Here is a 26040-nt window from a genome sequence, read left to right as displayed (position 1 = left end):
CCGGCTAACAGGACCCGGCAGACCCGAAGGTCTCCCCGCGCGATCTGCCATCGAGCATTGCAGAGAATCTGCGAGCTTGTGGGAGCTGCAAGAGCACTCCCTTTGGCATTACGCGCCTGCTAGTGATTGGGTCGCCAAACCCAAGTCACGGACTGGCCGTGACCGGGGCAGGATAGGGAGCGGCCGGTGGAGCGCATATGGTGATATTTCTGATGGGATCGTAGGAGTGGGCTTGCTGATGAGCAGAGGCCTGTTCCTCTCGTTTGTCGTCGAAAAAGTCTCGGGATGGAACAAATATTTCGTACACCAGATTAAGAGTGATCTGGTTGTCGGGGCGCGAGGGGGCAATCAACGTCCTCCTTTTCATGGAGAAAAGGGGACACCCATGACCGGTAAACCCGCTGCCCGTCTCACCGATGCCGTCGCCTGCCCCCGATGTGGCATGTCGGCCATCGCCAGTGGCTCTGCCGATGTCCAGTTCGACGGCCTGCTGGCTGCGCGCCAGGGCGACGTCTGTACCTGTGGCGCCGCCATCAGCGGCCAGGTCATTCCCAACGTCCTGATCAATGGCCGACCCGCCGTGGTCCAGGGCAGTATCGACAGCCACGGCGGCGTGGTCATCGGTGGTTCTGGCAGCGTGATCATCGGCCAGCAGCATACCCCCGCGCCTTTCACGCCGCCCGCGCCTCTGCCGGGCGCCAGTGCAATGGCCGCGCCCAGCGCGATGGCCCGCTCGGCGACTCCCTCCGCGAACCCACCCGACGAGCTTCCGCAGGTGCTGGAAGAAGAGGAGGAGGAAGAGGAGCTCGAAGCCGATACCCGCCAGCGCCTCCGCCTGCGGGTGTTCATCGGTTTCGACGGCACCGGCAACAACGCTGCGAACAGCGAAGTCGGCAAGCAATGCCGCGCCGCCGCGCAACAGCTCGACGACGAGGCGGCCCGTGGGGTCTACGAGCGCTGCAAGCGCTATCAACTCGACCCCGATAGCAGCTATGCCAACGATGTGAGCAATGTTTGGCGGATGCATGAGTTGTATAGGGATAACGCGGGCAGAGTACTCAAGCCATCGGAATCACTGAGCCTTGTACGCATCTATGTCACAGGCATAGGAACCACAATAGGCGGCCCGGACACACTTTTACCAGGACAGGCTCTGGGGCGTGGTAGCACCGGTGTACTTGCCAAAGTTGAGGAGGCCTTTGTCTCGTTAAAGAAAACTGTCCGGCAGATCATGGATATGAACCATGAACATGCCATTGAAACGCTGGAGTTGGATATCTTCGGTTTCAGTCGTGGGGCCGCAGCAGCCCGGCATTTCGTTAACCAGGTACTCAAGGCTGAGCAGGGGCCGCTCGACGAACTGGTCCAGAACAATCGCCAGGCGTTCGCCCCGGGCTTCGCCTTGAGCACCGATGTGCGCATTACCTTCATCGGCCTGTTCGATACCGTGCTCTCGGTAGGCGGCCTGGGCGCCTGGGGCGTGCCCGGCGATGCACTCAATGGCGAAGTGGACCTCTACCTGCCATGGGGCTGTGCCGAGCATGTGGTGCACCTCACCGCGCGCGACGAACACCGCTACAACTTCCCGCTCAGCCGCGTGAGCGCGCCCTTCCAGGAACTCAGCCTGCCAGGCGCCCACTCCGATCTCGGCGGCGGTTACCCGCCGGAGATGGAGGAAAGCCTCTACCTGGGACGCCCACTCAGCGATTGGGTCAGCCGGGATACCCCGGCGCAGCGAACCCTCGCCTACCGCAATGCCGAACAAGCCACGGCCTACCTCCAGCGAGCCGACCTGCTCGACCCGCAGGATGATTCGGCCAGCCTGACGACCGACGTCTGGGAGCACTATGCGCCCTACAGCGGCGACCGGCGCGATAGCATGAAATACGTACTGGCGGCGCCGCTGCTGCGGCGCCGGGTCCGTGGCCACCTGTCCCTTGTCTATTTGCGGGTAATGCATGTATTGGCGCGGGATGCGGGGGTGCCATTTAAAGACATCCCGACAACGGAGGCACTGGCTCTTCCTCCCGAGTTGGAACCCATTTCGGCGACATTGGTCGACTGGGCCAGACGAGGTAGCGGAAAGCTGTCACCGGAACAGGAGCGCCTGCTTCGTCAGCGTTACATTCACCAGTCCTCGAACTGGAATGCGGAAATTGGTCAGGGCACCAGCCGTGTCGATGTGGTATTCCCAAACTGCCCGGCCGATGGCGGCCGCGCTCGCTATGCCGACCAGCCACCAAGGAAGGATGCCTGATGAAAAGTCTTGTACTGATGCTGTGCTTGGCGCTACTGGGTGGCTGCGCCCAAGCCGACAAGGGCGCTGGTGACCTGCCCTACCGGTATTGGCGGTTGGGCTTCCTGGCGCCGGACTATATGGAAGTGTGGGTGGAGACGGCGGATGTGGAGGATATCCGTGGCCGTTTCTTTCCCCATATGGGTGGAGGGACCGTGTCCATCAGCATTCCAGAAAACTTGGGCGGGAACGCCAAGGGCTGGGGGCCGCGGGTGGGGTGGGGAGCCGGCCGGTATGTCGATGGAGCCGATCTGCCCAAGCGTATTTTCGTGCGTTGGCAATCCCTGGCCGAGCCGCAGACCTATCGGGTGACTGTTGATATCCCCGAGCGAGCACGCCAATTGATGGTTGAAAGACTCGATCCACCCTGTCCCTACAGTGCCTACCGAGAGGCGTTGACCATTGGGCTAGCTCCTGGCGGCGTAGTTCGGGCCTGGGTAAAAAGCACTTGCGGCGAGAGCATCGAAATCCTGCGAGCCCAGGCCGAAGTCGAGCCCAAAGGACCATCCCAAGGGAAAACGGACGGCAAATATGCATTGCCGCTTGAACCAGCATCCAAGGCCTACATCGAAAAGCATGGAATTCCCTATGGCAGTTGGTAGCCAGCCGGAAGGATGCCTGATGAAAAGTCTTGTACTGATGCTGTGCTTGGCGCTACTGGGTGGCTGCGCCCAAGCCGATAAGGGCGCCGGTGATCTGCCTTACCGGTATTGGCGGTTGGGCTTCCTGGCGCCGGACTATATGGAAGTGTGGGTGGAGACGGCGGATGTGGAGGATATCCGTGGCCGCTTCTTTCCCCATATGGGTGGAGGGACCGTGTCCATCAGCACTCCAGAAAACTTGGAAGGGAACGCCAAGGGCTGGGGGCCGCGGGTGGGGTGGGGAGCCGGCCGGTATGTCGATGGAGCTGATCTGCCCAAGCGCATTTTTGTGCGTTGGCAATCCCTGGCCGAGCCGCAGACCTATCGGGTGACCCTTGATATCCCCGAGCGAGCGCGGCAACTGATGGTTGAAAGACTCGATCCGCCCTGCCCCTACAGTGCCTACCGAGAGGCGTTGACCATTGGGCTAGCTCCTGGCGGTGTAGTTCGGGCCTGGGTAAAAAGCACTTGCGGCGAGAGCATCGAAGTCCTGCGTGCCCAGGCCGAAGTCGAGCCCAAGGGACCTTATAACGGCACCTCAGGTGGTAAACATCGACCGCTTTCCGAAGCCTCGAAGGCGTATATCGACAAACATGGCATTCCCTATGGCAGTTGGTAGCCAGCCGGAAGGGTGTCTGATGAAAAGTCTTGTACTGATGCTGTGCTTGGCGCTGCTAGGCGGCTGCGCCCAAGCCGACAAGGGCGCTGGTGATTTGCCCTACCGATATTGGCGCCTGGGCTTCCTGGCGCCGGACTATATGGAAGTGTGGGTGGAAACGGCGGATGTGGAGGATATCCGTGGCCGCTTCTTTCCCCATATGGGTGGCGGAGTCGTGGCAGTGCATGTGCCGGATGACGACAGTGGGCAGCCCAAGGTGTGGAGAGGCAATTGGGGGGCTGGTCGCAATGTCGACAACGCGGATCTCCCCAAGCGCATCTTCGTGCGTTGGCAATCCCTGGCCGAGCCGCAGACCTATCGGGTGACCCTCGACATTCCAGAGCGTGCCCGTCAGTTGATGGTCGAGAAACTCGATCCGCCTTGCAAAACCATGCAATACCGCCAGGCCCTGGCTATCGGGTTGGCTCCCGGTGGAGTGGTGCGTGGCTGGGTGAGAAGTACCTGCGGCGAAAGTATCGAAATCCTGCAAGCCCAGGCGGAAGTCGAGCCCAAAGGACCATCCCAAGGGAAAACGGACGGCAAATATGCATTGCCGCTTGAACCAGCATCCAAGGCCTACATCGAAAAGCATGGAATTCCCTATGGCAGTTGGTAGCCAGCCGGAAGGATGCCTGATGAAAAGCCTTGTACCGTGGCGTGTGGTGGTTCGCGAGTGCCGCCACCTACTTCCTTGGGTCGCCAAACCCGGTCACGGCGCCCGCCGTGACCGGGGCAGGATAGGGAGCGGCCTTTGGCCGGGACACGGTGATATTTCCGATGTGGGTGTAGGAGCGAGCTTGCTCGCGAACAGCTCGTGACCGCTGCACATTAATCCTCACGATCGTAAGGATTCTCTTGAATATCCACAGCAGCTGACTAAAATCCTCGCAGTCGTGAGGATTTATAGGGCCATCGCTCTGGTGCTGACATAATCCTCACAATCATGAGGATTCTCCATGAAGGTCGATATCGACTCACCTGCCACCCTCGGACTGCTGGTGCGAGCAAGCCGCAAGGCCATGAACCTGCGTCAGGACGATGCCGCCGGCAGCATTGGTGTGAGCGAGAACTTCCTCGGCAAGGTCGAGCGCGGTGCGGAGCGTGTGCAGTGGGGCAAGCTGTTCCAGGTGCTGCAGGAGCTTGGCCTGCAGGTCTGCGTCGAGGTGCCGGAGGAGTATGCGGACTCGACCCGGGCGCAGCTGCAACGGCTTATCCACAAGGCAGAGAGCGGTAAGGAGGACTGATGGCCCGGCAGTTGGATGCCTGGATCAACCAGACCCGCGTCGGCGCCCTGGAGGAGAACAACGGCGTCTGGGCGTTCACCTATTCCCGCGAGTGGCTGGATACGCCCGAGGCCTATCCGTTGTGCCCGGGGCTACCACTTCGTGGCGAGCCTCATGTGGATGGTGCGAGCCAGCGCCCGGTGCAGTGGTATTTCGACAATCTGCTCCCGGAGGAGGGCCAGCGTCGCCTGTTGGCGGGTGCGGCGCGCCTGGCGGAGGCGGATGCCTTTGGCCTGCTGGAGCACTTCGGCGCAGAGTCGGCGGGGTCGCTCACCTTGCTGCCGCCGGGGCAATCGCCGGCTCCTGGTGAGTTGCGTGCATTGCCCGATACGGAGCTGTCCCGGCGTATCGAGCAGATGCCCCAGATGCCGCTGGCCGAGCGCGCGGCCAAGCGCATGTCGCTGGCGGGGGCACAGCACAAAGTTGCCGTCGTCTTCGATGGGCGGGATCTGTTCGAGCCGGTTGGCAGCACGCCTTCTACGCATATCCTTAAGCCCGATCATCCGGACCCGGCTTGGGCGCATTCGGTGGTCAACGAGTGGTTCGTCATGACACTGGCCGCGCGCATCGGGCTGGAGGTACCCGCTGTGCATCGGCGCTATGTGCCGCAGCCGGTGTATCTGGTGCAGCGTTTCGACCGCCGCCAGGTGGAGGACGATTGGGAGCGCCTGCATTGCATCGATGCCTGTCAGTTGCTCGGCCTGGACCGCGCCTTCAAGTACAACCAGGGCAGCATCGAGCGTCTGCGCGAGATCGCCAGCGATAGCCGGCCTTCGGTGAGGGCGCGCCTGGGCTTGTTCCGCTGGCTGGTATTCAACGTGCTGGTGGGCAACGAGGATGCGCACCTGAAGAACCTGAGCCTGCTGGTCACGCGCCGGGGGTTCAGCCTGGCGCCTTTCTACGATCTGCTTTGCACGGCTGTCTACGGGACTCGGGCATTCGAGCAGGAGCGCTGGCCGCAGCAGGCCGCGATGGCTTGGCCGATTCTCGGTATCGATCGCCTGCAACAGATCGATGGGGCGCTGCTGGTGGCTGCTGGAGAGGCCATGGGCATCAAGCCGGCTACGGCGCGCGAGCATGTGGCAAGGCTCACCAGGGCAGTGCGGGAGCGGGCGCAGGCGCTGTTGGCGGAGGTCGAGCGGGAGAACCAGGAACTGTCGGCCGCTCGTCCTGAACTGCGTCCTACGCTGGCCGGTGAGCTTCGCTTGCTGCGGGCCGTGGTGACGATTGTCATTGCGGAAATGGCGGCGCGGTTGGGGTAAGGGCGGTTCGCTGTCTTGCAGGCTGCGCCGAGGCGCTTTTCGTAGGATGGGTTGAGCCTGCGAAACCCATGCTGTCGTGGTGATGGGTATCGCTTCGCTCGACACATCCTACGGTGTCGTGTTTGCCGGTGGGGTAGGAGCAACTGTCTTGCGCCGAGGCGCTCTTCGTAGGATGGGTTGAGCCTTGGCGAAACCCATGCGGTCGTGGTGATGGGTATCGCTTCGCTCAACCCATCCTACGAAGAGCTGGGGTTCAGCGGAACTCGGTGCCGATCAGCATCAGGATGCCTTCGCGGAAGCGCAGTACGCGGGTGGCGCCGTTCTGTGGGGGATAGGTCCAGACTTCGAAGGTCGGCCCGCCGGGGATGAACCTGCCATCCGGGCCGCGGCGGGGTGGGAGGGGGCCTATCACTTCGCGTTTCGCCGGCGCGCCGCACTTTTCCAGCACCGCGTCCATCTTGTCGCCTTCGTTGATCAGTTGCGTGCCGCAGCGCAGCGTCGAGGCCTGGGCGCTGGTGCTCAGGGCCAGGCCGAGCAGCAGGGCGGCGAAGAGGCTGCGGGGTAGGGCGGTCATGGTTTTCCTCCTCGATGACCGCCCTAGCATACCGGCTCGCTCCGGCCCGGGCCTTTGACGCGGCTCACTTGCGCACGTTGCGCGCGTACAGGTCCTTGCCGCCGCTGTTGCTGCCGCCGCGGGCCTGGAGTTCGAAGCGCTTGGGGTGGCCCTTGATCAGGTCGCTGAGTTTCTTGAAGCCGTACAGCCGCGGGTCGAAGGCGGGGCGCAGCTTGCTGATGTTCTGGCCGAGGGCGCCGAGCTGCACCCAGTCTTCCTCGTCGTCGGCGATGTCGTCGAGCACCTTGGCGATGAAGTCCAGCGGCACGCGCTGGGGCTTGGGCTTGGCGGCGGGGGCCTTGGGTTCCTGGGGCTGGCCGGTTTCGGTAGGTTCGGCCGGGGTCACCGGGTCGGCGCGGAGGATTTCGGTGTAGATGAACTTGTCGCAGGCGCGCACGAAGGGGTCGGGCGTCTTGCTTTCGCCGAAGCCGTAGACCATCAGGCCTTCCTCGCGCAGGCGGGCGGCCAGGCGGGTGAAGTCGCTGTCGCTGGAGACCAGGCAGAAGCCGTCGAAGCGGCGGGTGTAGAGCAGGTCCATGGCGTCGATGATCAGCGCGCTGTCGGTGGCGTTCTTGCCCTTGGTGTAGGCGAATTGCTGGATCGGCTGGATGGAGTGGTCGAGCAGCACCTGCTTCCACTTGCCCAGTTGCGGCTGCGTCCAGTCGCCGTAGATGCGCTTGACGCTGGCCACGCCGTACTTGGCGATTTCCTCGAACAGGCCTTCGACGATGGCGGCGGGGGCGTTGTCGGCGTCGATCAGCACGGCCAGGTGCGTCTGCTGGCGGTTGGGGGTGGTCTTGATTGCCATGGGGGCTCCGATCTGGAAATTTGCATCGACCTTAGACCGGCAGCGCTCCGGGCACCAGCCCTAGCCGTTGAGACGGCGGCTGTCGAAGGCGTCGCGGGCCTCGTAGGCGCTGTAGGTGGCCTGGGCGGCGAGCAGGCCGGCGAGGCCGAAGGCGTGGGTCAGGCCGAAGCGGGCGAAGCCGGGTGGCACCGCCCTGGCGCCGCTGATGGCGTCGGCGAGCACTTCGCCGGCCACGGTGGTCGGCGCCATGCCGTGGCCGCCGAAGCCGATGGCGTGCCAGATGCCGGCCTCGTCCTGGCCGATCTGCGCCATCTGGTGGCGGCCGTAGCTCATCAGGCCGCCCCAGGCGTAGTCCACCTTCACCTCGGCCAGCTGTGGATAAACCAGCGTCAGGTCGCGCTTGAGCAGAGCGGCGATGGCCTCCGGGCCGCGGTCGAGGATGGAGATGCGCCCGCCCCAGAGGATGCGGCTGTCGGCCAGCGGGCGGTAGTAGTCGAAGGCGAAGCGGGTGTCGTAGACCGCGGCCTGGCAGGCGATGGCGTCCCGCAGGCGCTCGCCCAGGGGCTCGGTGGCGATGACGTAGGTGGCGATGGGCAGCACGGCGCGTTCGATGGGCCGGTACAGGCCGCGGGCGTAGCCGCCGCCGCAGAACACCACCTGTTCGGCATGCACTTCGCCGCCGGCGGTGCGCACGACGAAGCGGCCGTCGCGTTTTTCGATGCCCAGGGCTGGCGAGCCTTCGTGGATGCGCACGCCCAGGCCGGCGGCGGCGCGGGCCACGCCGCGCACGTATTTCAGCGGGTGGAAGTGGAAGGCGTTGCGTTCCAGCAGGCCGCCGAAGTAGCGGTCGGTCTTGAGCTGTTCGCGGAGCGCGCCGGGGGCGATGGGTTCCCAGTCCACGCCGTAGGCTTCCTTCATCAGGCGCCGGGGCTTTTCCAGGCGTGACGGGTCGTTGAACCAGTTGGCGAGGATCACGCCCTGGTCCACCAGGTCGCAGTCGATGGCGTACTGGCGCGCGCGTTGGCGGATCAGGTCCACCGCTTCGAGTGTCAGGTGGTAGAGCCGCCGCGCTTGCTCGGCGCCGAGGGTGGCGAGCAGGTCGGCGTTGCCCAGGCTGTAGCCGCCGAAGACGAAGCCGCCGTTGCGCCCCGAGGCGCCGTGGCCCACGTAGTGCGATTCCAGCAGCGCCACGTCGGTGATGCCGCGTTCGGCCAGGCCCAGGGCGGTGTTGAGGCCGGCCAGGCCGCCGCCGAGGATGCACACGCGGGTGTCGAGGCGGCCGGTCTGGGTGGGGTAGGTCGGCTTTGCGGAGGTGGCTTCGTAGTAGGTCTGGGTGAAGGTGGGCATGGCTGACTCGTCCCTTGAGTTGTTGAACGAGTGTTTAGCTTTGGGGCGGGGAGGGCAATTGAAAAATCTTCGGGTTGGGATTCCTTGGGGGACTGGAGTGCAAGGGGTTTAGAGCGCCCTCTCCCCAACCCTCTCCCTGAAGGGAGAGGGGGCTTGTCAGTGCCGAGAAAGGATTTGGTATCAGCCGGGTGCTCGGTACAAGCCGGCTAACGCTGAAATATCAAAACACGCCGAACGGTCCCCTCTCCCTTCAGGGAGAGGGTTAGGGAGAGGGAGCGGGCTCGAACCCTCGCTCCGCGGCCTACCCGAGCGCACTCAATACTCAATCACCACATCCCCCTTCGGCACGCTGCAGCACGACAGGATGTAGCCCTCGGCCACATCCTCGTCGGTAATACCGCCGTTGTGCTCCATCTCCACTTCGCCGGAGCGCTTCATCACCTTGCAGGTGCCGCAGATGCCCATGCCGCAGGCCTTGGGGATATGCAGGCCGAGCTTGGCGGCGGCGGCGTGGACGGTTTCGCCGGGGCCCACGCGGATGCTCTTGCCGGTTTCGCAGAATTCCACGTTGTTCAGGTCGGCGGCGGGGATTTCCGGGGCCTCGGCGGCTTCGGCGGCCAGTTCCTTCACTTCCTCGCGGACTTCCGGCGGCGTCGGGCCGAAAGCTTCCTCGTGGTAGCGCGACATGTCGTAGCCTTCGGCTTCGAGCAGGCGCTTGATCGCGTGCATGTAGGGCGTGGGGCCGCAGCAGAAGACTTCGCGTTCGAGGAAGTCCGGGGCGATCAGCTGCAGCATGGCCTTGTTCAGGAAGCCGCGGTAGCCGGCCCAGGCCTCGCCCATCTCGTACTTCTCGCAGATCAGGTGGACCTTGAAGTTGGCGATGCGCGAGGCCATGTGGTCCAGCTCGCGGTGGTAGATGATGTCTTTCGGCGTGCGCGCGCTGTGCACGAAGACCATGTCGACCGAGCCGTTGGTGTCGAAGAACCAGCGCGCCATGGACATCACCGGGGTGATGCCGACGCCGCCGGAGAGGAACAGCGCCTTGTCGGTGGGGAAGTCGATGGCGTTGAAGTTGCCCACCGGGCCGTGCACCGGGACGACGTCGCCTTCCTTGAGGTTGTCGTGCAGCCAGTTGGAAACCTTGCCGCCGGGCACCCGCTTGATGGTGATGGAGAAGCTGTAGGGCACCGAGGGCGAGCTGGAGATGGTGTAGGAACGCATGATCGGCTGGCCGTCGATCTCCAGCTCCAGGGTGACGAACTGCCCGGGCTTGAAGAAGAACAGGATCGGCTGGTCGGCCATGAAGCAGAAGGTGCGTACGTCCCAGGTCTCCTGGATGGCCTTGACGCAGCGCACCAGGTGGCGGCCGTTGGTCCAGGTCTGGGTGTTCACCGGGTTGAGGAAGTTGCTCGTCGACATGGTGTCTCTCCGCGCACGCAGGCCGTTTCCCGGCCGAATGGGGCAGCGCCGGGCGGGGACGTTCGCCCCGGCCTTTTCGGCATGCCTGATGGGGCCGATTGTGCGCACGCCCCGTGCCCCTCACTTACCTGCCAGCGACATTTGCATGCTTATCGCGACCTGCCGCCTGGGGCGGGGGCTGCCAGGTCGGAAACGGATGCGGTCGTGTCGCCCATGGATAAGGCACCGCAAAGGCCCGGACGCACACTGCCCCCAGCCGAAACGAAGGTAATCCACCAGAGCGCCTGACCTTCACGCCCGCCGCCGCGGGCCCCGCCCATCGGCAGGGCGGGATTCCGGAGCCACCGGAGTGCCGAAGGCCGTGAACGCCACCTTGCGTAGCGTCGAACCGTATCAGCCACCCAATTTCGCCGCCGCCGATCCCCGGCGCGGCATGAGGACCAACCGATGGACGTCACTACCACCCTGAGTCTGGGCGATCCGCTGGAACCGGCCCGCAAGGCCACCGCCGAGATGCTGCGCACCCGCGACCATTCCTTCTCGCTGCCGCAGCCGTTCTACAACGACGAGCGCCTGTTCAAGCTCGACATGCAGGAGATCTTCCAGAAGGAATGGCTGATCGCCGGCATGACCTGCGAGATCCCCGCCAAGGGCAACTTCCTCACCCTGCAGATCGGCGACAACCCGGTCATCGTGCTGCGCGGCGCCGAGGGCAAGATCCACGCCTTCCACAACGTCTGCCGCCACCGCGGCTCGCGCCTGTGCGTGAGCGACAAGGGCAAGGTGGCCAAGCTGGTGTGCCCCTACCACCAGTGGACCTACGAGCTGGACGGTCGCCTGCTGTTCGCCGGCACCGAGATGGGCGCCGACTTCGACATGAAGGACTACAGCCTCAAGCCTGTGAACGTGAAGACCGCCGGCGGCTACATCTTCATCTCCCTGGCCGAGAACCCGCCGGCCATCGACGACTTCCTGCGTACGCTCGAGCACTATATGGAGCCGTACGACATGGAGAACACCAAGGTCGCCGTGCAGACCACCATCCGCGAAGCGGCCAACTGGAAGCTGGTGCTCGAGAACAACCGCGAGTGCTACCACTGCAACGGCTCGCACCCGGAGCTGCTGAAGACCCTGCTGGAGTGGGACGACGTCACCGACCCGCGCGCCAGCCAGGCGTTCAAGGACCAGGTGGCCGCCTGCACCAAGGCCTGGGACGAGGAGAAGATCCCCTACGCCCACGCCAGCTTCGGCCTGCGCAACCGCATCGTGCGCATGCCGCTGCTCGACGGCACCGTGTCCATGACCATGGACGGCAAGCAGGGCAGCAAGAAGCTGATGGGCCGCATCAAGAACCCGGACCTGGGCTCGATGCGCATCCTCCACCTGCCGCACTCCTGGAACCACTGCATGGGCGACCACCTGATCGTCTTCACCGTATGGCCGATCAGCGCGCAGGAAACCGTCGTCACCACCAAGTGGCTGGTGCACAAGGACGCGGTGGAAGGCGTGGACTACGACGTGCAGCGCCTGCGCGAAGTGTGGGACGCCACCAACGACCAGGACCGCCGCCTGGCCGAGGAAAACCAGCGCGGCATCAACTCCACCGCCTACCAGCCGGGCCCGTACTCCAAGACCTACGAGTTCGGCGTGATCAACTTCCTCGACTGGTACAGCGAGCGCATGCTCAACAACCTCGGCGAAGAGTCCGCCCACGCGCGGCTGGTCGCCCACGAGTAAGCCCAGGTCCACCCGGCGCCCCCTTCACTGGGGGCGCCTGCATTTCGGAGGGGAGAACGTGGATAGTCTGCTGTTCTATGGCAGTTCGGTGGTCGTCGGCGGGTTGATGGTGTGGAACCTGGTGGCTTGCTGGCGCAATCGTTGAGGTTCGGCTGCTTGCTCGCTCCTACGAAAGGTCAAACGGCGGATAACGCCGTAGGCGTTATGCGCCCTACGCCCGGCCCAGCCCTGGCGTAGGGCGAATAACCGTTCGCGGTTATCCGCCGCTTCACCCCACTCGTGCCCGGTCTCGCGGTCGCGCCCGGAGCACCCGGAACCAGGTGTTCCGTGACCGAACCCGAAGATCCCCCTCATTCCCCCAAGCTCTCTAAACCGCCCCCCTCATACCCATATGCCCGCCCGCGACGCCTTCGGTGTCGCGCATGTCGCCGGCTTGACGCTTTCGGTACGACCCTGGTCGTTTTCGAACCGGGCCGCCCCGCCACCCGGGGATATGCTGCCCCCAAAGCGCCGGCACAAGCCCCGGCGCGCCAAGCCTGACAAGCCTTGCCTGATATAGAGAGACGCCAGATGAGCCCAGCCGAACTTCACGCCGACAGCATCGTCATCGATGGCCTGATCATCGCCAAGTGGAACCGCGAACTCTTCGAGGACATGCGCAAGGGCGGCCTGACCGCCGCGAACTGCACCGTGTCCGTGTGGGAGGGCTTCCAGGCCACGGTGAACAACATCGTCGCCAGCAACAAGCTGATCCGCGAGAACAGCGACCTGGTCATCCCGGTGCGCAGCACCGCCGACATCCGCCGCGCCAAGCAGCTGGGCAAGACCGGCATCCTCTACGGCTTCCAGAACGCCCACGCGTTCGAGGACCAGATCGGCTACGTCGAGGTGTTCAAGCAGCTGGGCGTGGGTATCGTGCAGATGTGCTACAACACCCAGAACCTGGTCGGCACCGGCTGCTACGAGCGCGACGGCGGGCTCTCCGGCTTCGGCCGCGAGATCGTCGCCGAGATGAACCGCGTCGGCGTGATGTGCGACCTGTCCCACGTCGGCAGCAAGACCAGCGAGGAAGTCATCCTCGAATCGAAAAAGCCGGTCTGCTACTCCCACTGCCTGCCCTCGGGCCTGAAAGAGCACCCGCGCAACAAGTCCGACGAGGAACTGAAGTTCATCGCCGACCACGGCGGCTTCGTCGGCGTGACCATGTTCACGCCGTTCCTGGCCAAGGGCGTGGATGCGACCATCGACGACTACGCCGAGGCCATCGAGTACGTGATGAACATCGTCGGCGAGGACGCCATCGGCATCGGCACCGACTTCACCCAGGGCCATGGCCAGGACTTCTTCGAGTACCTGACCCACGACAAGGGCTACGCCCGCCGCCTGACGCGCTTCGGCACCATCATCAACCCGCTGGGCATCCGCACCGTGGGCGAGTTCCCCAACCTCACCGAAACGCTGCTCAAGCGCGGCATGCCCGAGCGCGTGGTGCGCAAGGTCATGGGCGAGAACTGGGTGCGCGTCCTGGCGGACGTTTGGGGCGAGTAAGCCCGGGCCGCCGACTTCCTTCGTAGGGTGGGTGGAGCGCAGCGATACCCACCATGCCGGCGCCCCGCCGGCCAAGATCATCAACCGGATTCCGAGAACCGAACCATGGCCAAACACGCCCCCGAACTGCCCATCGAAGTCGACAGCGAAACCGGCGTCTGGACCACCGACGCCCTGCCGATGCTCTACGTGCCGCGGCACTTCTTCGTCAACAACCACATGGGCATCGAGGAAGAGCTGGGCGCCGAGCGCTATGCCGAAATCCTCTACAAGGCCGGCTACAAGTCCGCCTGGCACTGGTGCGAGAAAGAGGCCGAATGCCACGGCATCGAAGGCGTGGCGGTGTTCGAGCACTACATGAAGCGCCTGTCGCAGCGCGGCTGGGGCCTGTTCCAGATCGAGCAGATCGACCTCGACAAGGGCACCGCCCAGGTGCGCCTGAAGCACTCCGCCTTCGTGTACGTGTACGGCAAGGTCAACCGCAAGGTCGACTACATGTTCACCGGCTGGTTCGCCGGCGCCATGGACCAGATTCTCCAGGCCCGCGGCAGCAGCATCCGCACCGTGGCCGAGCAGGTCTACAGCGGTTCGGAAGACGGCCACGACGACGGCCTGTTCATCGTCAAGCCGCTCTGATCCACGACTTCGGCACAGGCGGCCCGCCGGCCGCCACCACAACAAGAAACCTCTGATCCCGTGAGGATGCCGCAATGGCTTTCGAGGCAATGTTCCAGCCGATCCAGATCGGCAAGCTGACCATCCGCAACCGCGTGCTCTCCACCGCCCACGCCGAGGTCTACGCCACCGACGGCGGCATGACTACCGAGCGCTACGTGAAGTACTACGAGGAGAAGGCCAAGGGCGGCATCGGCCTGGCCATCTGCGGCGGTTCCTCGGTGGTCGCCATCGACAGCCCGCAGGAGTGGTGGAGCTCGGTGAACCTGTCCACCGACCGCATCATCCCGCACTTCCAGAACCTGGCCGACGCCATGCACAAGCATGGCGCCAAGATCATGATCCAGATTACCCACATGGGCCGCCGCTCGCGCTGGGACGGCTTCAACTGGCCGACGCTGATGTCGCCGTCGGGCATCCGCGAGCCGGTGCACCGCGCCACCTGCAAGACCATCGAGCCGGAAGAGATCTGGCGGGTGATCGGCAACTACGCGCAAGCCGCGCGCCGGGCGAAGGAAGGCGGCCTGGACGGCGTCGAGCTGTCCGCCGTGCACCAGCACATGATCGACCAGTTCTGGAGCCCGCGCGTCAACAAGCGCACCGACGAATGGGGCGGCACCTTCGAGGGCCGCATGAAGTTCGGCCTGGAGGTGCTCAAGGCCGTGCGCAAAGAGGTCGGTGACGACTTCTGCGTCGGCATGCGCATCTGCGGCGACGAGTTCCACCCCGACGGCCTGTCCCACGAGGACATGAAGCAGATCGCCAAGTACTACAGCGACACCGGCATGCTCGACTTCATCGGCGTGGTCGGCTCCGGCTGCGACACCCACAACACCCTGGCCAACGTCATCCCCAACATGACCTACCCGCCGGAACCCTTCCTGCACCTGGCGGCGGGCATCAAGGAAGTGGTCAACGTGCCGGTGCTGCACGCGCAGAACATCAAGGACCCGAACCAGGCCACGCGCATCCTCGAAGGCGGCTACGTGGACATGGTCGGCATGACCCGCGCGCACATCGCCGACCCGCACCTGATCGCCAAGATCAAGATGGGCCAGGTCGACCAGATCAAGCAGTGCGTCGGCGCCAATTACTGCATCGACCGCCAGTACCAGGGCCTGGACGTGCTGTGCATCCAGAACGCCGCCACCAGCCGCGAATACATGGGCGTGCCGCACATCATCGAGAAGACCACCGGCGTGAAGCGCAAGGTCGTCGTCGTCGGTGGCGGCCCGGCCGGGATGGAGGCCGCGCGGGTAGCGGCCGAACGCGGCCACGACGTGACCCTGTTCGAGAAGAAGGACCAGCTCGGCGGGCAGATCACCACCGCCTCGAAAGCGCCGCAGCGCGACCAGATCGCCGGCATCACCCGCTGGTACCAGCTGGAGCTGGCGCGCCTGGGGATCGACCTGCGCCTGGGCACCGCGGCGGACGCTGACACCATCCTCGACCTGCGTCCGGACGTGGTGGTGCTGGCCAACGGCGGCCACCCGTTCCTCGAACAGAACGAACACTGGGGCGCCGCCGAGGGCCTGGTGGTGAGCAGCTGGGACATCCTCGACGGCAAGGTGGCGCCGGGCAAGAACGTGCTGGTCTACGACACCATCTGCGAGTTCAGCGGCATGTCGGTGGCCGACTTCCTCGCCGACAAGGGCGCGCTGGTGGAGATCGTCACCGACGACATCAAGCCCGGCGTGGCCATCGGCGGCACCACCTTCCCCACCTACTACCGCAGCATGTACCCCAAGGAAGTGATCATGACCGGCGACCTGATGCTGGAAAAGGTCTACCGCGAGGGCGACAAGCTGGTGGCGGTGCTGGAGAACGAATACACCGGCGCGAAAGAGGAGCGGGTGGTCGACCAGGTGGTGGTGGAGAACGGCGTGCGCCCGGACGAGAGCCTGTACTACGCGCTCAAGCAGGGCTCGCGCAACAAGGGCCAGATCGACGTCGAGGCGCTGTTCGCGATCAAGCCGCAGCCGTGCCTGAGCGAGCCGGGTGAAGGCTACCTGCTGTTCCGCATCGGCGACTGCGTGGCCCAGCGCAACACCCACGCGGCGATCTACGACGCGCTGCGGTTGTGCAAGGACTTTTAAAGAAGCTTGAAGCTGGAGGCTTGAAGCTGGAAGCGAAGGGCGGCCCGAACCGCTTCCAGCTTCCAGCTTCCAGCTTCCGGCTCCCCCAACCGGGTGAGCTGCAATGCTGAATATCATTCTTCCCCTCCTGCTCTTCGCCGCCCTGGCACTCGCCGTGCTGGGCGCCGTGAAGCGCTTCGCCATGTGGCGCCGCGGGCGGCCCGCTCCGGTCGACTGGCTCGGCGGCCTGCTGGCCATGCCGCGGCGCTACCTGGTGGACCTGCATCATGTGGTCGAGCGCGACAAGTACATATCCAGGACCCACGTGGCCACCGCCGGCGGCTTCGTCCTGGCGGCGCTGCTGGCCATCGTCGTGCACGGTTTCGGCCTGCACAGCCGGATCCTCGGCTTCGCCCTGCTGGCGGCCACGGCGCTGATGTTCGGCGGCGCGCTGTTCGTCGCCAAGCGCCGCCTAGACCCGCCGTCGCGGCTGTCGAAGGGCCCGTGGATGCGCCTGCCGAAGAGCCTGCTGATGTTCTCGGCGAGCTTCTTCGTCGCCACGCTGCCCGTGGCCGGCATCCTGCCCGAAGGTTTCGGTGGCTGGTTCCTGGCGGCCATCCTCGCCATCGGCGTGGCCTGGGGCGTGTCCGAGCTGTTCTTCGGCATGACCTGGGGCGGGCCGATGAAGCACGCCTTCGCCGGCGCCCTGCACCTGGCCTGGCACCGCCGCGCCGAACGCTTCGGGGGCGGCCGCTCCACCGGCCTCAAGGCCCTCGACCTCAGCGATCCCATGGCCCCGCTGGGCGTGGAAAAACCCACCGACTTCACCTGGAACCAGCTGCTGGGCTTCGACGCCTGCGTGCAGTGCGGCAAGTGCGAGGCCATGTGCCCGGCCTTCGCCGCCGGCCAGCCGCTGAACCCGAAGAAGCTGATCCAGGACATGGTCATCGGCCTGGCCGGCGGCAACGACGCCAGGTTCGCCGGCAGCCCTTACCCATCCCTTGACGGCCGCGGCAAGCCGCTCGGCGAGCACAGCGGCGGCCCGCACCTGCCCATAGTCGCGCTGGAAGGCAAGGCCCTGGTGGATGCCGAGACGCTGTGGTCGTGCACCACCTGCCGCGCCTGCGTCGAGGAATGCCCGATGATGATCGAGCACGTCGACGCCATCGTCGACATGCGCCGCCACCTCACCTTGGAAAAGGGCGCCACCCCGAACAAGGGCGCCGAGGTGCTGGAGAACCTGATCGCCACCGACAACCCCGGCGGCTTCGCCCCCGGCGGCCGGCTGAACTGGGCGGCCGACCTGAACCTGCCGCTGATGAGCGAGCAGAAGCAGGCCGACGTGCTGTTCTGGGTCGGCGACGGCGCCTTCGACATGCGCAACCAGCGCACCCTGCGCGCCTTCGTGAAGATCCTCAAGGCGGCGAAAGTGGACTTCGCCGTGCTCGGCCTGGAAGAACGCGACAGCGGCGACGTGGCCCGCCGCCTGGGCGACGAGGCGACCTTCCAGAGCCTGGCCAAACGCAATATCGCCACCCTGGCGCAGTACCGCTTCAAGCGCATCGTCAGCTGCGACCCGCACAGCTTCCACGTGCTGAAGAACGAATACGGCGCCCTGGGCGGCAGCTACGAAGTGCTGCACCACACCACCTTCATCGACGAGCTGGTGAAGAGCGGCGCGCTGCAGCTGGGCCAGAGCAAGGCCGACAGCGTGACCTACCACGACCCCTGCTACCTGGGCCGCTACAACGGCGAGTACGAGGCACCACGCAACGTGCTCAAGGCCATCGGCATCGAGGTCAAGGAGATGCAACGCTCCGGCTTCCGCTCGCGCTGCTGCGGCGGCGGCGGCGGCGCGCCCATCACCGACATCCCCGGCAAGCAGCGGATTCCGGACATGCGCATGGTCGACATCAAGGAGACCGGCGCCGAGCTGGTGGCCGTGGGCTGCCCGCAGTGCACCGCGATGCTGGAAGGCGTGGTGGCGCCGCGGCCGGAGATCAAGGACATCGCCGAGCTGGTGGCGGAGGTGCTGATCGAGAGCGCGGAGGCGCCGGCAAAAAAGCCGGCGGCGGTTAAGCGGGAAGAAGTGGTGGGGGTGCATTGATGAGAGCAGCGTTCCTCACTTTGGGTCCTGTGCTGACTGTGAGTCCGCAGGCCCTCTCCCTAACCCTCTCCCTGAAGGGAGAGGGGACCGTCCGTGCCACGGCGAACCACGGCTTTAGCCGGCTCATCCGCTGCGCTGGACTGACCACACGCACCGTTTCTTACAGGGCAGCACGGATAGCTCCCTCTCCCTTCGGAGCGGGGCGCGCAGCCAGGGCGGGGGGAGAGGGCGGCCCGAGCCTCGATGCCAGCCCGTTCGCGAGCAAGCTCGCTCCTACGAAAAGCCCAGGCTCCCTGGAGGTCCAAGCATGAGCGACATCATCCGCCGCGACCCACGCGCCGAGTGGATCGCCCGCAACCGCCTGCATCCGCTGCACGCGGCCATGCAGTCCGCCCAGGGCGGCGAGGTGCGCTGGATGGGCCCCAACGGCCTGATCCGCAGGAACCCCCACGCCGTTGGCTTCATCGGTCCCAACGGCGTCAGGCGCATCGACCGCTCCGGCGGCCAGCAGGGCAGCGCCGGCAAGCGTTCCAGCGCGCCGGAAGTGGTGCAGCTGCCGCTACAGGTCATCGAGCAGCCGGCGTTCTATATCGCCGTGGTGCCGGACATGGTCGGCGGCCGCCTCTCCAGCCACGACCGCGACCTGCTGGGCCTCGCCCGCAAGCTCGCAGGCGAGGGCGGCGCGGTGCTGGCCATCGTCTTCGGCGAACACAAGGAAAGCGCCTTCGACACCGCCGGCGTCGACCGCCTGCTGCAGGTCGAGGGCGACGAATACGAAGGCTACGCCCCGGAACAGCGGGTGCTGGCGCTGCGCGCCGTGGACGGCCAGTTCGTGCCGCGCCACTGGCTGCTGCCCGATAGCCGCACCGGTGGCGGCGAACTGGGCCGGCGCCTGGCCGCAAGCCTTGGCGAGCGCCCGGCCACCCGCGTCTGGCAGGCCGAGGGCGAGCGCTGCATCGGCCGCGCCGGCGCCGGCCAGCAGGACCTGCAACGGCCGCTGGCGCGTCTGATCCTGGCCGCCGCCGAGTGCGCCGAGCCGGTCAGCGAGACGCGCCACGAGGCCCGCCCGGTCGCCCTGGAAGGCGGCGTGGCGCGCAACCTGCCGCGCATCGAGGACCTCGGCCCGGTGGCCGTGGACCCGGCGCAGATTCCCATGGCCGAGGCCGAATTCATCCTCTCCGGCGGCAACGGCGTGCGCGACTGGGACCTGTTCCACCGCGCCGCCGCGGCCCTGGGCGCCACCGAAGGCGCCTCGCGGGTGGCGGTGGACGACGGCCACATGCCGCGCAACCGCCAGGTCGGTGCCACCGGCACCTGGGTCACCGCGCGGGTCTACCTCGCCGTCGGCATCTCCGGCGCCATCCAGCACCTGCAGGGCATCGGCGCCTGCGACAAGGTGGTGGCGGTGAACATGGACCCCGGCTGCGACATGATCAAACGCGCCGACCTTTCGGTGATCGGCGATTCCACGGCGATTCTGCAGGCGCTGGTCCGCCTGGCCGAGGAGTACCGGCAGGGAGGGGCTCGCGATGCGGCTTGAGAGTAGCGGCAAGCTTCAAGCTGCAGGCTTCAAGCAAGAGCGCAGCACGGTGCTGGTCCTTATCCATAGGTACGAACAATGACCGACCTGAACATCGTCACCCTGGTCTCCATCGGCGCCCACCCCGCCTCCGGCCGCGCCCGCCGCGCCGAACAGGACGCACGCGCCGTCGAACTGGGCCTGCGCCTGGCCGGCAGGCGCCTGCAGGTGCTGCACGCCGGCAACCCGCAGGAAGAGGCGCTGCGCAGCTACCTGGGCATGGGCCTGGACGAGCTGGCCGTGCTGGAACAGCCGGCCGGTGCCGACGCCTTGCCGGCGCTGGTCGACTACCTCGGCGGCGCCGGCGCGCAACTGGTGCTCACCGGCAGCCAGGCCGAGACCGGCGAAGGCTCCGGCATGCTGCCGTTTCTGCTCGCCGAACGCCTGGGCTGGCCGCTGGTGGTGGGCCTGGCCGAGGTGGAGAAGGTCGAGGGCGGCAGCGCCCAGGTGCTGCAGGCCCTGCCGCGCGGCCAGCGGCGCCGGCTGAAGGTGCGCCTGCCCTTCGTCGCCAGCGTCGACAACGCCGCCCCGGTGGCGCGCCAGAGCGCCTTCGGCCCGGCCCGCCGTGGCTTCATCGAGGCCCACGAGGTGGAGGTCGTCGAGGACGACCTGCTCGCCGCCGGCAGCCTGCAACCGGCGCGCCCGCGGCCCAAGCGGCTCAAGGTGATCAAGGCCAAGACCGGCGCCGAACGCATGAAGGCCGCCACCGCCAAGGCCTCCGGCGGCACCGGCCAGGTGCTCAAGGACCTGGCCCCGGAGGCCGGCGCCGAAGCCATCTTCAAGCTGCTGCGCGAGGAAGGCGTGATCCGCTGAACTTGCCGGCTGCGTCGATGCGCTCTTCGTAGGATGGGTTGAGCTTGCGATACCCATCGCCATGGTCTGATGGGTATCGCAAGCTCAACCCATCCTACGGAGGTTCGTCGCGCGATCAACCTGCTGAAATGGCACGAAATTTGGCGTCTAAGCTATTGAATTGACAGCATACTTTCCGTCAGGAAAGCGTGTATTTCCCTGGCCGCACAGGCGACTTTTCTTTATCCTCCGCGACCTTTACCACGGCCTCGGAGACTCCCATGCTCGACAGCACTATCGAACAGCTCGAACAACTGGTGGCTGAGCTGCTGCAGCAGAACAAGCAACTGGCCGACGACAACGCCCAACTGCGCGACAGCCTCGGCAAGGCCAGCGAAGACAACGACGCCCTGCAACTGCAGCTGATGGAGCAGGAAGAGAAGCACAACGCCACCGCCGTGCGCCTGCAGGCCCTGGTCCGCCGCGTCAGCGACAGCCGCGCCAGCGCATGAGCGACGACGGCGTGCGCGTCCTGCGCATCCTCGGCCGCGACTACAGCGTCAAGGCGCCGGCCGGCGAGGAGCGCGCCCTGCAGGAGGCCGCCGCCCTGTTGCAGGCGGAGATCGCCGCCGCCAAGCAGAAATTTCCCTATGTCACCAGCAACGAGTTGTTGCTGCTCAGTGCTCTGAACCTGTGCGCCCGCCAGCTGGCGCCGCGGGGGGAGGCTGAAGAGGGTGACGAACGTGCGGTGGAGCGTCTTGCGGCGCTCAATCGGCGTATTCGTGCGCATTTGCAGGCGCAGGATTGATTTCTTGCCGGGCCTTGGTGCTCGGGCTCAGCACCCTCTCCCCCCGCCCTCTCCCTGAAGGGAGAGGGAGCCAGGCCGTGCCCGCGGAAGATATGCCGCTCGCCGGCTGACTCCAGAATATCCGCAGACACCGTACGGTCCCCTCTCCCTTCAGGGAGAGGGTTAGGGAGAGGGTGCTCTTTCTCACCGGCCAGCCCCGTTCGCGAGCAAGCTCGCTCCTACGAAAAGCAGCAGCCACCCCCAAACCCCAGCCGAAAAAAAAGGGACACCACAATCCGTGGCGTCCCTATGAATGGAGAGAGGGCTGAATATCCTCTCGACCGGTGAGACATGGCGCTGCGGGAAGTCCCGTCGCGCCGGGCATAAAAGAAGGGACGGGGGATAGCCCATCCCTGAAGGGTGAGAGGCGGGTACTGCCCCTCGACCGGTGAGTCGTGCCCGGCTCGCGCCGGGCGATGGATCAGGCGCGCAGGGGAATCAGGCGCGGGGCGATCATGTTTTCCGGGCGCAGGATGTCGGCCAGGGTGGCCTCGTCCAGCAGCTTCTCCTCGCGCACCAGTTCCAGCACGCCGCGGCCGGTTTCCAGCGCCACCTTGGCGATGCGGGTGGCGTTCTCGTAGCCGATGTACGGGTTCAGCGCGGTGACCAGGCCGATGCTGTGCTCCACCAACTGGTGGCAGCGCTCGACGTTGGCGGTGATGCCGGTGATGCAGTGCTCGCGCAGCATGTCCATGGCGCGTTGCAGCAGGCGGATCGAGTCGAAGATCTTGTAGGCGATCAGCGGCTCCATCACGTTCAGCTGCAGCTGGCCGCCCTCGGCGGCGATGGTCAGCGCCAGGTCGTTGCCCATGATCTCGAAGGCGCACATGTTCACCGCCTCCGGGATCACCGGGTTGACCTTGCCCGGCATGATCGAGCTGCCCGGCTGGCGCGGCGGCAGGTTGATCTCGTTGATGCCGGTGCGCGGGCCGCTGGAGAGCAGGCGCAGGTCGTTGCAGATTTTCGACAGCTTGACCGCGGTGCGCTTGAGCATGCCGGAGAACAGCACGAAGGCGCCCATGTCCGAGGTGGCCTCGATCAGGTCGGCGGCCGGCTTCAGCGGCTGGCCGCTGATGGCGGCCAGGCGTTCCACGGCCAGGTGCTGGTAGCCGGGGTCGGCGTTGATGCCGGTGCCGATGGCGGTGCCGCCGAGGTTCACTTCGGTCAGCAGTTCCGGGGCCAGGCGGCGCAGGCGGTCGAGGTCTTCGCCCAGGGTGGTGGCGAAGGCGTGGAATTCCTGGCCGAGGGTCATGGGCACCGCGTCCTGCAGCTGGGTGCGGCCCATCTTCAGTACGTTGGCGAACTCCTCGCCCTTGGCGGCGAAGGCCTGGATCAGGCTGTCGAGGCTGGCCAGCAGGGTGTCGTGGCCCAGCAGCAGGCCCAGGCGGATGGCGGTCGGGTAGGCGTCGTTGGTCGACTGCGCCATGTTCACGTCGTTGTTCGGGTGCAGGTACTTGTACTCGCCCTTGGCGTGGCCCATCGCTTCCAGGGCGATGTTGGCGATCACCTCGTTGGCGTTCATGTTGGTGGAGGTACCGGCGCCACCCTGGATCATGTCCACCACGAACTGGTCGTGGAAGTCACCGCGGATCAGGCGAGCGCAGGCTTCGCTGATGGCGGCGTGTTTCTCGCCGGGCAGGTGGCCCAGCTTGTGGTTCGCATCGGCCGCGGCCTGCTTGACCATCGCCAGGGCGACGACCAGCTTCGGGTAGTGCGACAGCGGCACACCGGAAAGGCGGAAGTTGTTCACAGCGCGCAGGGTCTGGATGCCGTAGTAGGCGTCAGAAGGTACTTCGAGGGTGCCGAGGAGGTCTTTCTCGATGCGGAACGATGCAACAGGGGACATGATGAGATTTTTCTCAGGAGAACACGGCCAGCGCCGCGATGCCCACTAGACTAGGGATTTCGCCGATCGTCGGCCAATGCTGTTGGAAGCTGTCTCATGCACAAACGGCATAATGTATTCTGTGACGACCTGATGACGGCGAGCGTATGGCCATGCTACGCGCGCCCGTTCATCCACTGACCGATCGATCAAGACCATCCCGCCGCGCCGGGAGGAGACGACGTGAACCTGGAAACCAAATGGCTTGAGGACTTCAGCACCCTGGCCACCACCCGCAGCTTCTCCCAGGCCGCGGAAAAGCGCTTCGTCACCCAGCCGGCCTTCAGCCGGCGCATCCGCAGCCTGGAGGACGCCCTCGGGCTGACCCTGGTGAACCGCCAGCGCACGCCCATCGAGCTGACCGAGGCCGGCCAGCTGTTCCTGGTCACCGCGCGCGCGGTGGTCGAGCAGCTCGGCCAGGTGGTGCGCCACCTGCACCACCTGGAAGGCGGGCAGGGCGAGGTGCTGCAGTTCGCCGCCGCGCACTCCCTGGCCCTGGGCTTCTTCCCGGCGTGGATCGCCCGGCTGCGCGCCGAGGGCCTGAACATCGCCAGCCGCCTGGTGGCGACTAACGTCGGCGAGGCCGTGCACCTGCTGCGCGAGGGCGGCTGCGACCTGATGCTGGCCTTCTACGACCCGGACGCGGCGCTGCAGATGGACCCGGAAGTGTTCCCCTCGCTGCACCTGGGCCGCACCGAGATGCTCCCGGTATGCGCGGTGAACTCCGCCGGCCTGCCGCTGTACGACCTCGACAGCGGCCAGAGCGTGCCGCTGCTGGCCTACAGCGCCGGCGCCTTCCTCGGTCGCGGCGTCAACCTGCTGCTGCGCCAGCGCAACCTGCGCTACACCACGGTCTACGAGACGGCCATGGCCGACAGCCTGAAGAGCATGGCGCTGCAGGGCATGGGCGTGGCCTGGGTGCCGCGCCTGAGCATGGAGGCCGAACTGGCCCGCGGCGAGCTGGCAGTGTGCGGCGGCCCGCACTGGGTGGTGCCGCAGGAAATCCGCCTGTACCGCTGCGCCCTGGTGCGCAAGGCGCAGATCCGTTTGCTGTGGCGCAAGCTGGAGGGCGGCCTGGGGCTCGGGGAGACCGCCTGAGGCGGGGCTTTGTGTAGGAGCGAGCTTGCTCGCGAACGGAGCTTGCCCTGAAGACGTAGGATGGGTTGAGCTTGCGATACCCATCGACCGGCGATGATGGGTATCGCTGCGCTCAACGCCATCCTACAAGGCGTGTGGCCTACATCTCGACGACGATCCGCCCTTCGATTTGCCCGGCGCGCATCCTGTCGAGGATGGCATTGATGTCGTCCAGCTTCCCGGCGCTCACCGTCGCCTTCACCAACCCCTCGCCAGCGAAGTCCAGCGCCTCCTGCAGGTCCGCGCGGGTGCCGACGATGGAGCCGGTGATGTGAAGGCCCTTGAGCACCACGTCGAAGATCGGCGTGGGGAAGTCGCCCGGCGGCAGGCCGACCAGGGAGATGGTGCCGCCGCGGCGGGCCATGCCGATGCCCTGGCCGAAGGCGCTGTTGGACACCGCCGTCACCAGCACGCCGTGGGCGCCGCCGATGTCGCGCTGGACCACTTCCACCGGGTTTTCCTTCTTCGCGTTGATGGTCAGGCTGGCGCCGAGCTTGCGCGCCAGCTCCAGCTTGGCGTCGTCCACGTCCACCGCCACCACGTGCAGGCCCATGGCCTTGGCGTACTGCACCGCGACGTGGCCCAGGCCGCCGATGCCGGAGATGGCCACCCACTGGCCGGGGCGTGCCTTGGTTTCCTTCAGGCCCTTGTACACGGTGACGCCCGCGCAGAGGATCGGGGCGATTTCGGTGAAGCCAATGCCCTTGGGCAGGTGGCCGACGAAGTTCGGGTCGGCCAGCACGTATTCGGCGTAGCCGCCGTTCACCGAGTAGCCGGTGTTCTGCTGCTGCGTGCAGAGGGTTTCCCAGCCGGTCAGGCAGTGCTCGCAGCAGCCGCAGGCGGTGTACAGCCAGGGCACGCCGACGCGGTCGCCTTCCTTCACCCGGGTCACCCCGGCGCCCACCGCGGCGACGTAGCCGACGCCCTCGTGGCCGGGAATGAACGGCAGGCTCGGCTTCACCGGCCAGTCGCCCTCGGCGGCGTGCAGGTCGGTGTGACAGACGCCGGAGGCCTCGATCTTCACCAGGATCTGGCCGGGGCCGGGCAACGGCACCTTCACTTCTTCCAGGCGCAGCGGCGCGCCGAAGGCGTGCACCACTGCCGCTTTCATGGTCTGGGGCAGGGTCGAGGACATGGCAAGCTCTCCTTGTGCAAACGAACGGGGGCGGGCGAAAACCGGTCTGCGCCGCGGGTTGCATCAGTCTGAGCCCTTGAGCCTAGGCGATATTGAGCTGGAGCAAGGACCGCGCGCCTCATCCCTTGGCAGCACCCGCCCAACGGCCCGCGCACGGACTCCACGAACGGCGCGGCCTTGCGGTATACTGCGCCGC

Annotated in this window: 22 protein-coding genes; 16 read left to right on the top strand and 6 right to left on the bottom strand. The window is 66.0% G+C overall.

Translation table 11 applies throughout. From position 1 onward, the window contains the following. The first annotated feature begins 238 nt into the window (after nt 1-238). The 6 genes from PcP3B5_RS29935 to PcP3B5_RS29910 all read left to right on the top strand — a co-directional run bounded on the left by PcP3B5_RS29935 (nt 239) and on the right by PcP3B5_RS29910 (nt 6140). Nucleotides 239-2257 carry a PAAR domain-containing protein gene (locus PcP3B5_RS29935; RefSeq protein ID WP_237142609.1) on the top strand — a complete coding sequence of 673 codons (2019 nt, stop codon included), beginning with the start codon at nt 239-241 and terminating at the stop codon, nt 2255-2257. Beyond that, entirely contained in the window at nt 2257-2898 is a 642-nt protein-coding gene (locus PcP3B5_RS29930; RefSeq protein WP_061563136.1) for a DUF2931 family protein, read from the top strand. The genes PcP3B5_RS29935 and PcP3B5_RS29930 overlap by 1 nt, the downstream gene beginning before the upstream one ends. A gap of 19 nt (nt 2899-2917) precedes the next feature. Further along, nucleotides 2918-3556 carry a DUF2931 family protein gene (locus tag PcP3B5_RS29925; protein WP_061563135.1) on the top strand — a complete coding sequence of 213 codons (639 nt, stop codon included), beginning with the start codon at nt 2918-2920 and terminating at the stop codon, nt 3554-3556. Between the two features lie 19 nt (nt 3557-3575). Further along, the gene (locus PcP3B5_RS31255; protein ID WP_082816431.1) at nt 3576-4211 is read left to right on the top strand and encodes a DUF2931 family protein; all 636 of its coding nucleotides are present in this window, start codon (nt 3576-3578) and stop codon (nt 4209-4211) included. Nucleotides 4212-4551: 340 nt separating this feature from the next. Next, complete coding sequence (locus PcP3B5_RS29915) at nt 4552-4839, top strand: helix-turn-helix domain-containing protein (protein ID WP_058487998.1); 288 nt, start codon at nt 4552-4554, stop codon at nt 4837-4839. Further along, the gene (locus tag PcP3B5_RS29910) at nt 4839-6140 is read left to right on the top strand and encodes a HipA domain-containing protein (RefSeq protein WP_061563133.1); all 1302 of its coding nucleotides are present in this window, start codon (nt 4839-4841) and stop codon (nt 6138-6140) included. Before PcP3B5_RS29915 ends, PcP3B5_RS29910 begins: the two co-directional genes overlap by 1 nt. A gap of 253 nt (nt 6141-6393) precedes the next feature. On the opposite strand, the gene PcP3B5_RS29905 is transcribed toward PcP3B5_RS29910, so the two are convergent. The 4 genes from PcP3B5_RS29905 to gbcB form a co-directional block, all read right to left on the bottom strand. Continuing rightward, the gene (locus tag PcP3B5_RS29905; RefSeq protein WP_061563132.1) at nt 6394-6714 is read right to left on the bottom strand and encodes a DUF2845 domain-containing protein; all 321 of its coding nucleotides are present in this window, start codon (nt 6712-6714) and stop codon (nt 6394-6396) included. A gap of 64 nt (nt 6715-6778) precedes the next feature. Next, on the bottom strand, nt 6779-7561 hold the full coding sequence (locus PcP3B5_RS29900; RefSeq protein WP_009614275.1) for an NYN domain-containing protein: 783 nt from the start codon (nt 7559-7561) through the stop codon (nt 6779-6781). A gap of 60 nt (nt 7562-7621) precedes the next feature. Next, nucleotides 7622-8908, bottom strand: a complete 1287-nt coding sequence (locus PcP3B5_RS29895; RefSeq protein WP_061563131.1) for an NAD(P)/FAD-dependent oxidoreductase — start codon at nt 8906-8908, stop codon at nt 7622-7624. A 315-nt stretch (nt 8909-9223) separates the two neighbouring features. After that, a complete protein-coding gene (gene gbcB / locus PcP3B5_RS29890; protein WP_009614271.1) occupies nt 9224-10327 on the bottom strand; it encodes a glycine-betaine demethylase subunit GbcB in 1104 nt (367 codons plus the stop codon). A 447-nt stretch (nt 10328-10774) separates the two neighbouring features. Here gbcB and gbcA point away from each other — a divergent pair, with 447 nt between their 5' ends. The 9 genes from gbcA (at nt 10775) to PcP3B5_RS29845 (ending at nt 21648) form a co-directional block, all read left to right on the top strand. Next, nucleotides 10775-12064 carry a glycine-betaine demethylase subunit GbcA gene (gbcA, locus tag PcP3B5_RS29885; protein WP_009614269.1) on the top strand — a complete coding sequence of 430 codons (1290 nt, stop codon included), beginning with the start codon at nt 10775-10777 and terminating at the stop codon, nt 12062-12064. A gap of 570 nt (nt 12065-12634) precedes the next feature. Beyond that, on the top strand, nt 12635-13612 hold the full coding sequence (locus PcP3B5_RS29880) for a dipeptidase (protein ID WP_058071622.1): 978 nt from the start codon (nt 12635-12637) through the stop codon (nt 13610-13612). Nucleotides 13613-13717: 105 nt separating this feature from the next. Then, entirely contained in the window at nt 13718-14248 is a 531-nt protein-coding gene (locus tag PcP3B5_RS29875) for a DUF5943 domain-containing protein (RefSeq protein ID WP_009614265.1), read from the top strand. Between the two features lie 74 nt (nt 14249-14322). Continuing rightward, nucleotides 14323-16383: a dimethylglycine demethylation protein DgcA gene (gene dgcA / locus PcP3B5_RS29870; protein ID WP_058071623.1), complete on the top strand. Its 2061-nt coding sequence runs from the start codon at nt 14323-14325 to the stop codon at nt 16381-16383. Nucleotides 16384-16486: 103 nt separating this feature from the next. Then, nucleotides 16487-18469 carry a dimethylglycine demethylation protein DgcB gene (dgcB, locus tag PcP3B5_RS29865; RefSeq protein ID WP_061563130.1) on the top strand — a complete coding sequence of 661 codons (1983 nt, stop codon included), beginning with the start codon at nt 16487-16489 and terminating at the stop codon, nt 18467-18469. 307 nt (nt 18470-18776) lie between these two features. Continuing rightward, a complete protein-coding gene (gene etfA, locus PcP3B5_RS29860; RefSeq protein WP_061563129.1) occupies nt 18777-20009 on the top strand; it encodes an electron transfer flavoprotein subunit alpha in 1233 nt (410 codons plus the stop codon). Between the two features lie 78 nt (nt 20010-20087). Then, complete coding sequence (etfB, locus tag PcP3B5_RS29855) at nt 20088-20861, top strand: electron transfer flavoprotein subunit beta (RefSeq protein ID WP_061563128.1); 774 nt, start codon at nt 20088-20090, stop codon at nt 20859-20861. Between the two features lie 260 nt (nt 20862-21121). Then, entirely contained in the window at nt 21122-21352 is a 231-nt protein-coding gene (locus PcP3B5_RS29850) for a hypothetical protein (protein ID WP_009614252.1), read from the top strand. Next, nucleotides 21349-21648, top strand: a complete 300-nt coding sequence (locus PcP3B5_RS29845) for a cell division protein ZapA (RefSeq protein ID WP_009614251.1) — start codon at nt 21349-21351, stop codon at nt 21646-21648. Before PcP3B5_RS29850 ends, PcP3B5_RS29845 begins: the two co-directional genes overlap by 4 nt. 460 nt (nt 21649-22108) lie before the next feature. Here the strand turns inward: PcP3B5_RS29845 and PcP3B5_RS29840 are convergent, their stop codons facing one another. Beyond that, nucleotides 22109-23533: an aspartate ammonia-lyase gene (locus PcP3B5_RS29840; protein ID WP_009614250.1), complete on the bottom strand. Its 1425-nt coding sequence runs from the start codon at nt 23531-23533 to the stop codon at nt 22109-22111. Nucleotides 23534-23755: 222 nt separating this feature from the next. On the opposite strand from PcP3B5_RS29840, the gene PcP3B5_RS29835 reads away from it, so the two are divergent. Beyond that, entirely contained in the window at nt 23756-24670 is a 915-nt protein-coding gene (locus tag PcP3B5_RS29835) for a LysR substrate-binding domain-containing protein (protein ID WP_009614249.1), read from the top strand. 139 nt (nt 24671-24809) lie between these two features. Here PcP3B5_RS29835 and adhP read toward each other — a convergent pair whose 3' ends face one another. Further along, nucleotides 24810-25844 carry an alcohol dehydrogenase AdhP gene (gene adhP, locus PcP3B5_RS29830; RefSeq protein ID WP_043270271.1) on the bottom strand — a complete coding sequence of 345 codons (1035 nt, stop codon included), beginning with the start codon at nt 25842-25844 and terminating at the stop codon, nt 24810-24812. Nucleotides 25845-26040 lie beyond the last annotated feature (196 nt).

This window comes from Pseudomonas citronellolis, from assembly GCF_001586155.1.
Lineage (GTDB): Bacteria > Pseudomonadota > Gammaproteobacteria > Pseudomonadales > Pseudomonadaceae > Pseudomonas > Pseudomonas citronellolis.
The sequence above is the reverse complement of the archived record's forward strand: the minus strand, read 5'-3'. Positions and strand labels throughout refer to the sequence as shown.

Bases quoted from the DNA above. Each gene is read 5' to 3' on its own strand.
- PcP3B5_RS29935 (WP_237142609.1), top strand. From the start codon at position 239: ATGAGCAGAGGCCTGTTCCTCTCGTTTGTCGTCGAAAAAGTCTCGGGA.
- gbcB (WP_009614271.1), bottom strand. From the start codon at position 10,327: ATGTCGACGAGCAACTTCCTCAACCCGGTGAACACCCAGACCTGGACC.
- PcP3B5_RS29910 (WP_061563133.1), top strand. From the start codon at position 4,839: ATGGCCCGGCAGTTGGATGCCTGGATCAACCAGACCCGCGTCGGCGCC.
- etfA (WP_061563129.1), top strand. From the start codon at position 18,777: ATGAGCGACATCATCCGCCGCGACCCACGCGCCGAGTGGATCGCCCGC.
- PcP3B5_RS29900 (WP_009614275.1), bottom strand. From the start codon at position 7,561: ATGGCAATCAAGACCACCCCCAACCGCCAGCAGACGCACCTGGCCGTG.
- adhP (WP_043270271.1), bottom strand. From the start codon at position 25,844: ATGTCCTCGACCCTGCCCCAGACCATGAAAGCGGCAGTGGTGCACGCC.
- PcP3B5_RS29895 (WP_061563131.1), bottom strand. From the start codon at position 8,908: ATGCCCACCTTCACCCAGACCTACTACGAAGCCACCTCCGCAAAGCCG.
- dgcA (WP_058071623.1), top strand. From the start codon at position 14,323: ATGGCTTTCGAGGCAATGTTCCAGCCGATCCAGATCGGCAAGCTGACC.
- dgcB (WP_061563130.1), top strand. From the start codon at position 16,487: ATGCTGAATATCATTCTTCCCCTCCTGCTCTTCGCCGCCCTGGCACTC.
- PcP3B5_RS29905 (WP_061563132.1), bottom strand. From the start codon at position 6,714: ATGACCGCCCTACCCCGCAGCCTCTTCGCCGCCCTGCTGCTCGGCCTG.
- PcP3B5_RS29880 (WP_058071622.1), top strand. From the start codon at position 12,635: ATGAGCCCAGCCGAACTTCACGCCGACAGCATCGTCATCGATGGCCTG.
- PcP3B5_RS29915 (WP_058487998.1), top strand. From the start codon at position 4,552: ATGAAGGTCGATATCGACTCACCTGCCACCCTCGGACTGCTGGTGCGA.
- PcP3B5_RS29875 (WP_009614265.1), top strand. From the start codon at position 13,718: ATGGCCAAACACGCCCCCGAACTGCCCATCGAAGTCGACAGCGAAACC.
- PcP3B5_RS29850 (WP_009614252.1), top strand. From the start codon at position 21,122: ATGCTCGACAGCACTATCGAACAGCTCGAACAACTGGTGGCTGAGCTG.
- etfB (WP_061563128.1), top strand. From the start codon at position 20,088: ATGACCGACCTGAACATCGTCACCCTGGTCTCCATCGGCGCCCACCCC.
- PcP3B5_RS29930 (WP_061563136.1), top strand. From the start codon at position 2,257: ATGAAAAGTCTTGTACTGATGCTGTGCTTGGCGCTACTGGGTGGCTGC.
- PcP3B5_RS29925 (WP_061563135.1), top strand. From the start codon at position 2,918: ATGAAAAGTCTTGTACTGATGCTGTGCTTGGCGCTACTGGGTGGCTGC.
- PcP3B5_RS29845 (WP_009614251.1), top strand. From the start codon at position 21,349: ATGAGCGACGACGGCGTGCGCGTCCTGCGCATCCTCGGCCGCGACTAC.
- PcP3B5_RS29840 (WP_009614250.1), bottom strand. From the start codon at position 23,533: ATGTCCCCTGTTGCATCGTTCCGCATCGAGAAAGACCTCCTCGGCACC.
- gbcA (WP_009614269.1), top strand. From the start codon at position 10,775: ATGGACGTCACTACCACCCTGAGTCTGGGCGATCCGCTGGAACCGGCC.
- PcP3B5_RS31255 (WP_082816431.1), top strand. From the start codon at position 3,576: ATGAAAAGTCTTGTACTGATGCTGTGCTTGGCGCTGCTAGGCGGCTGC.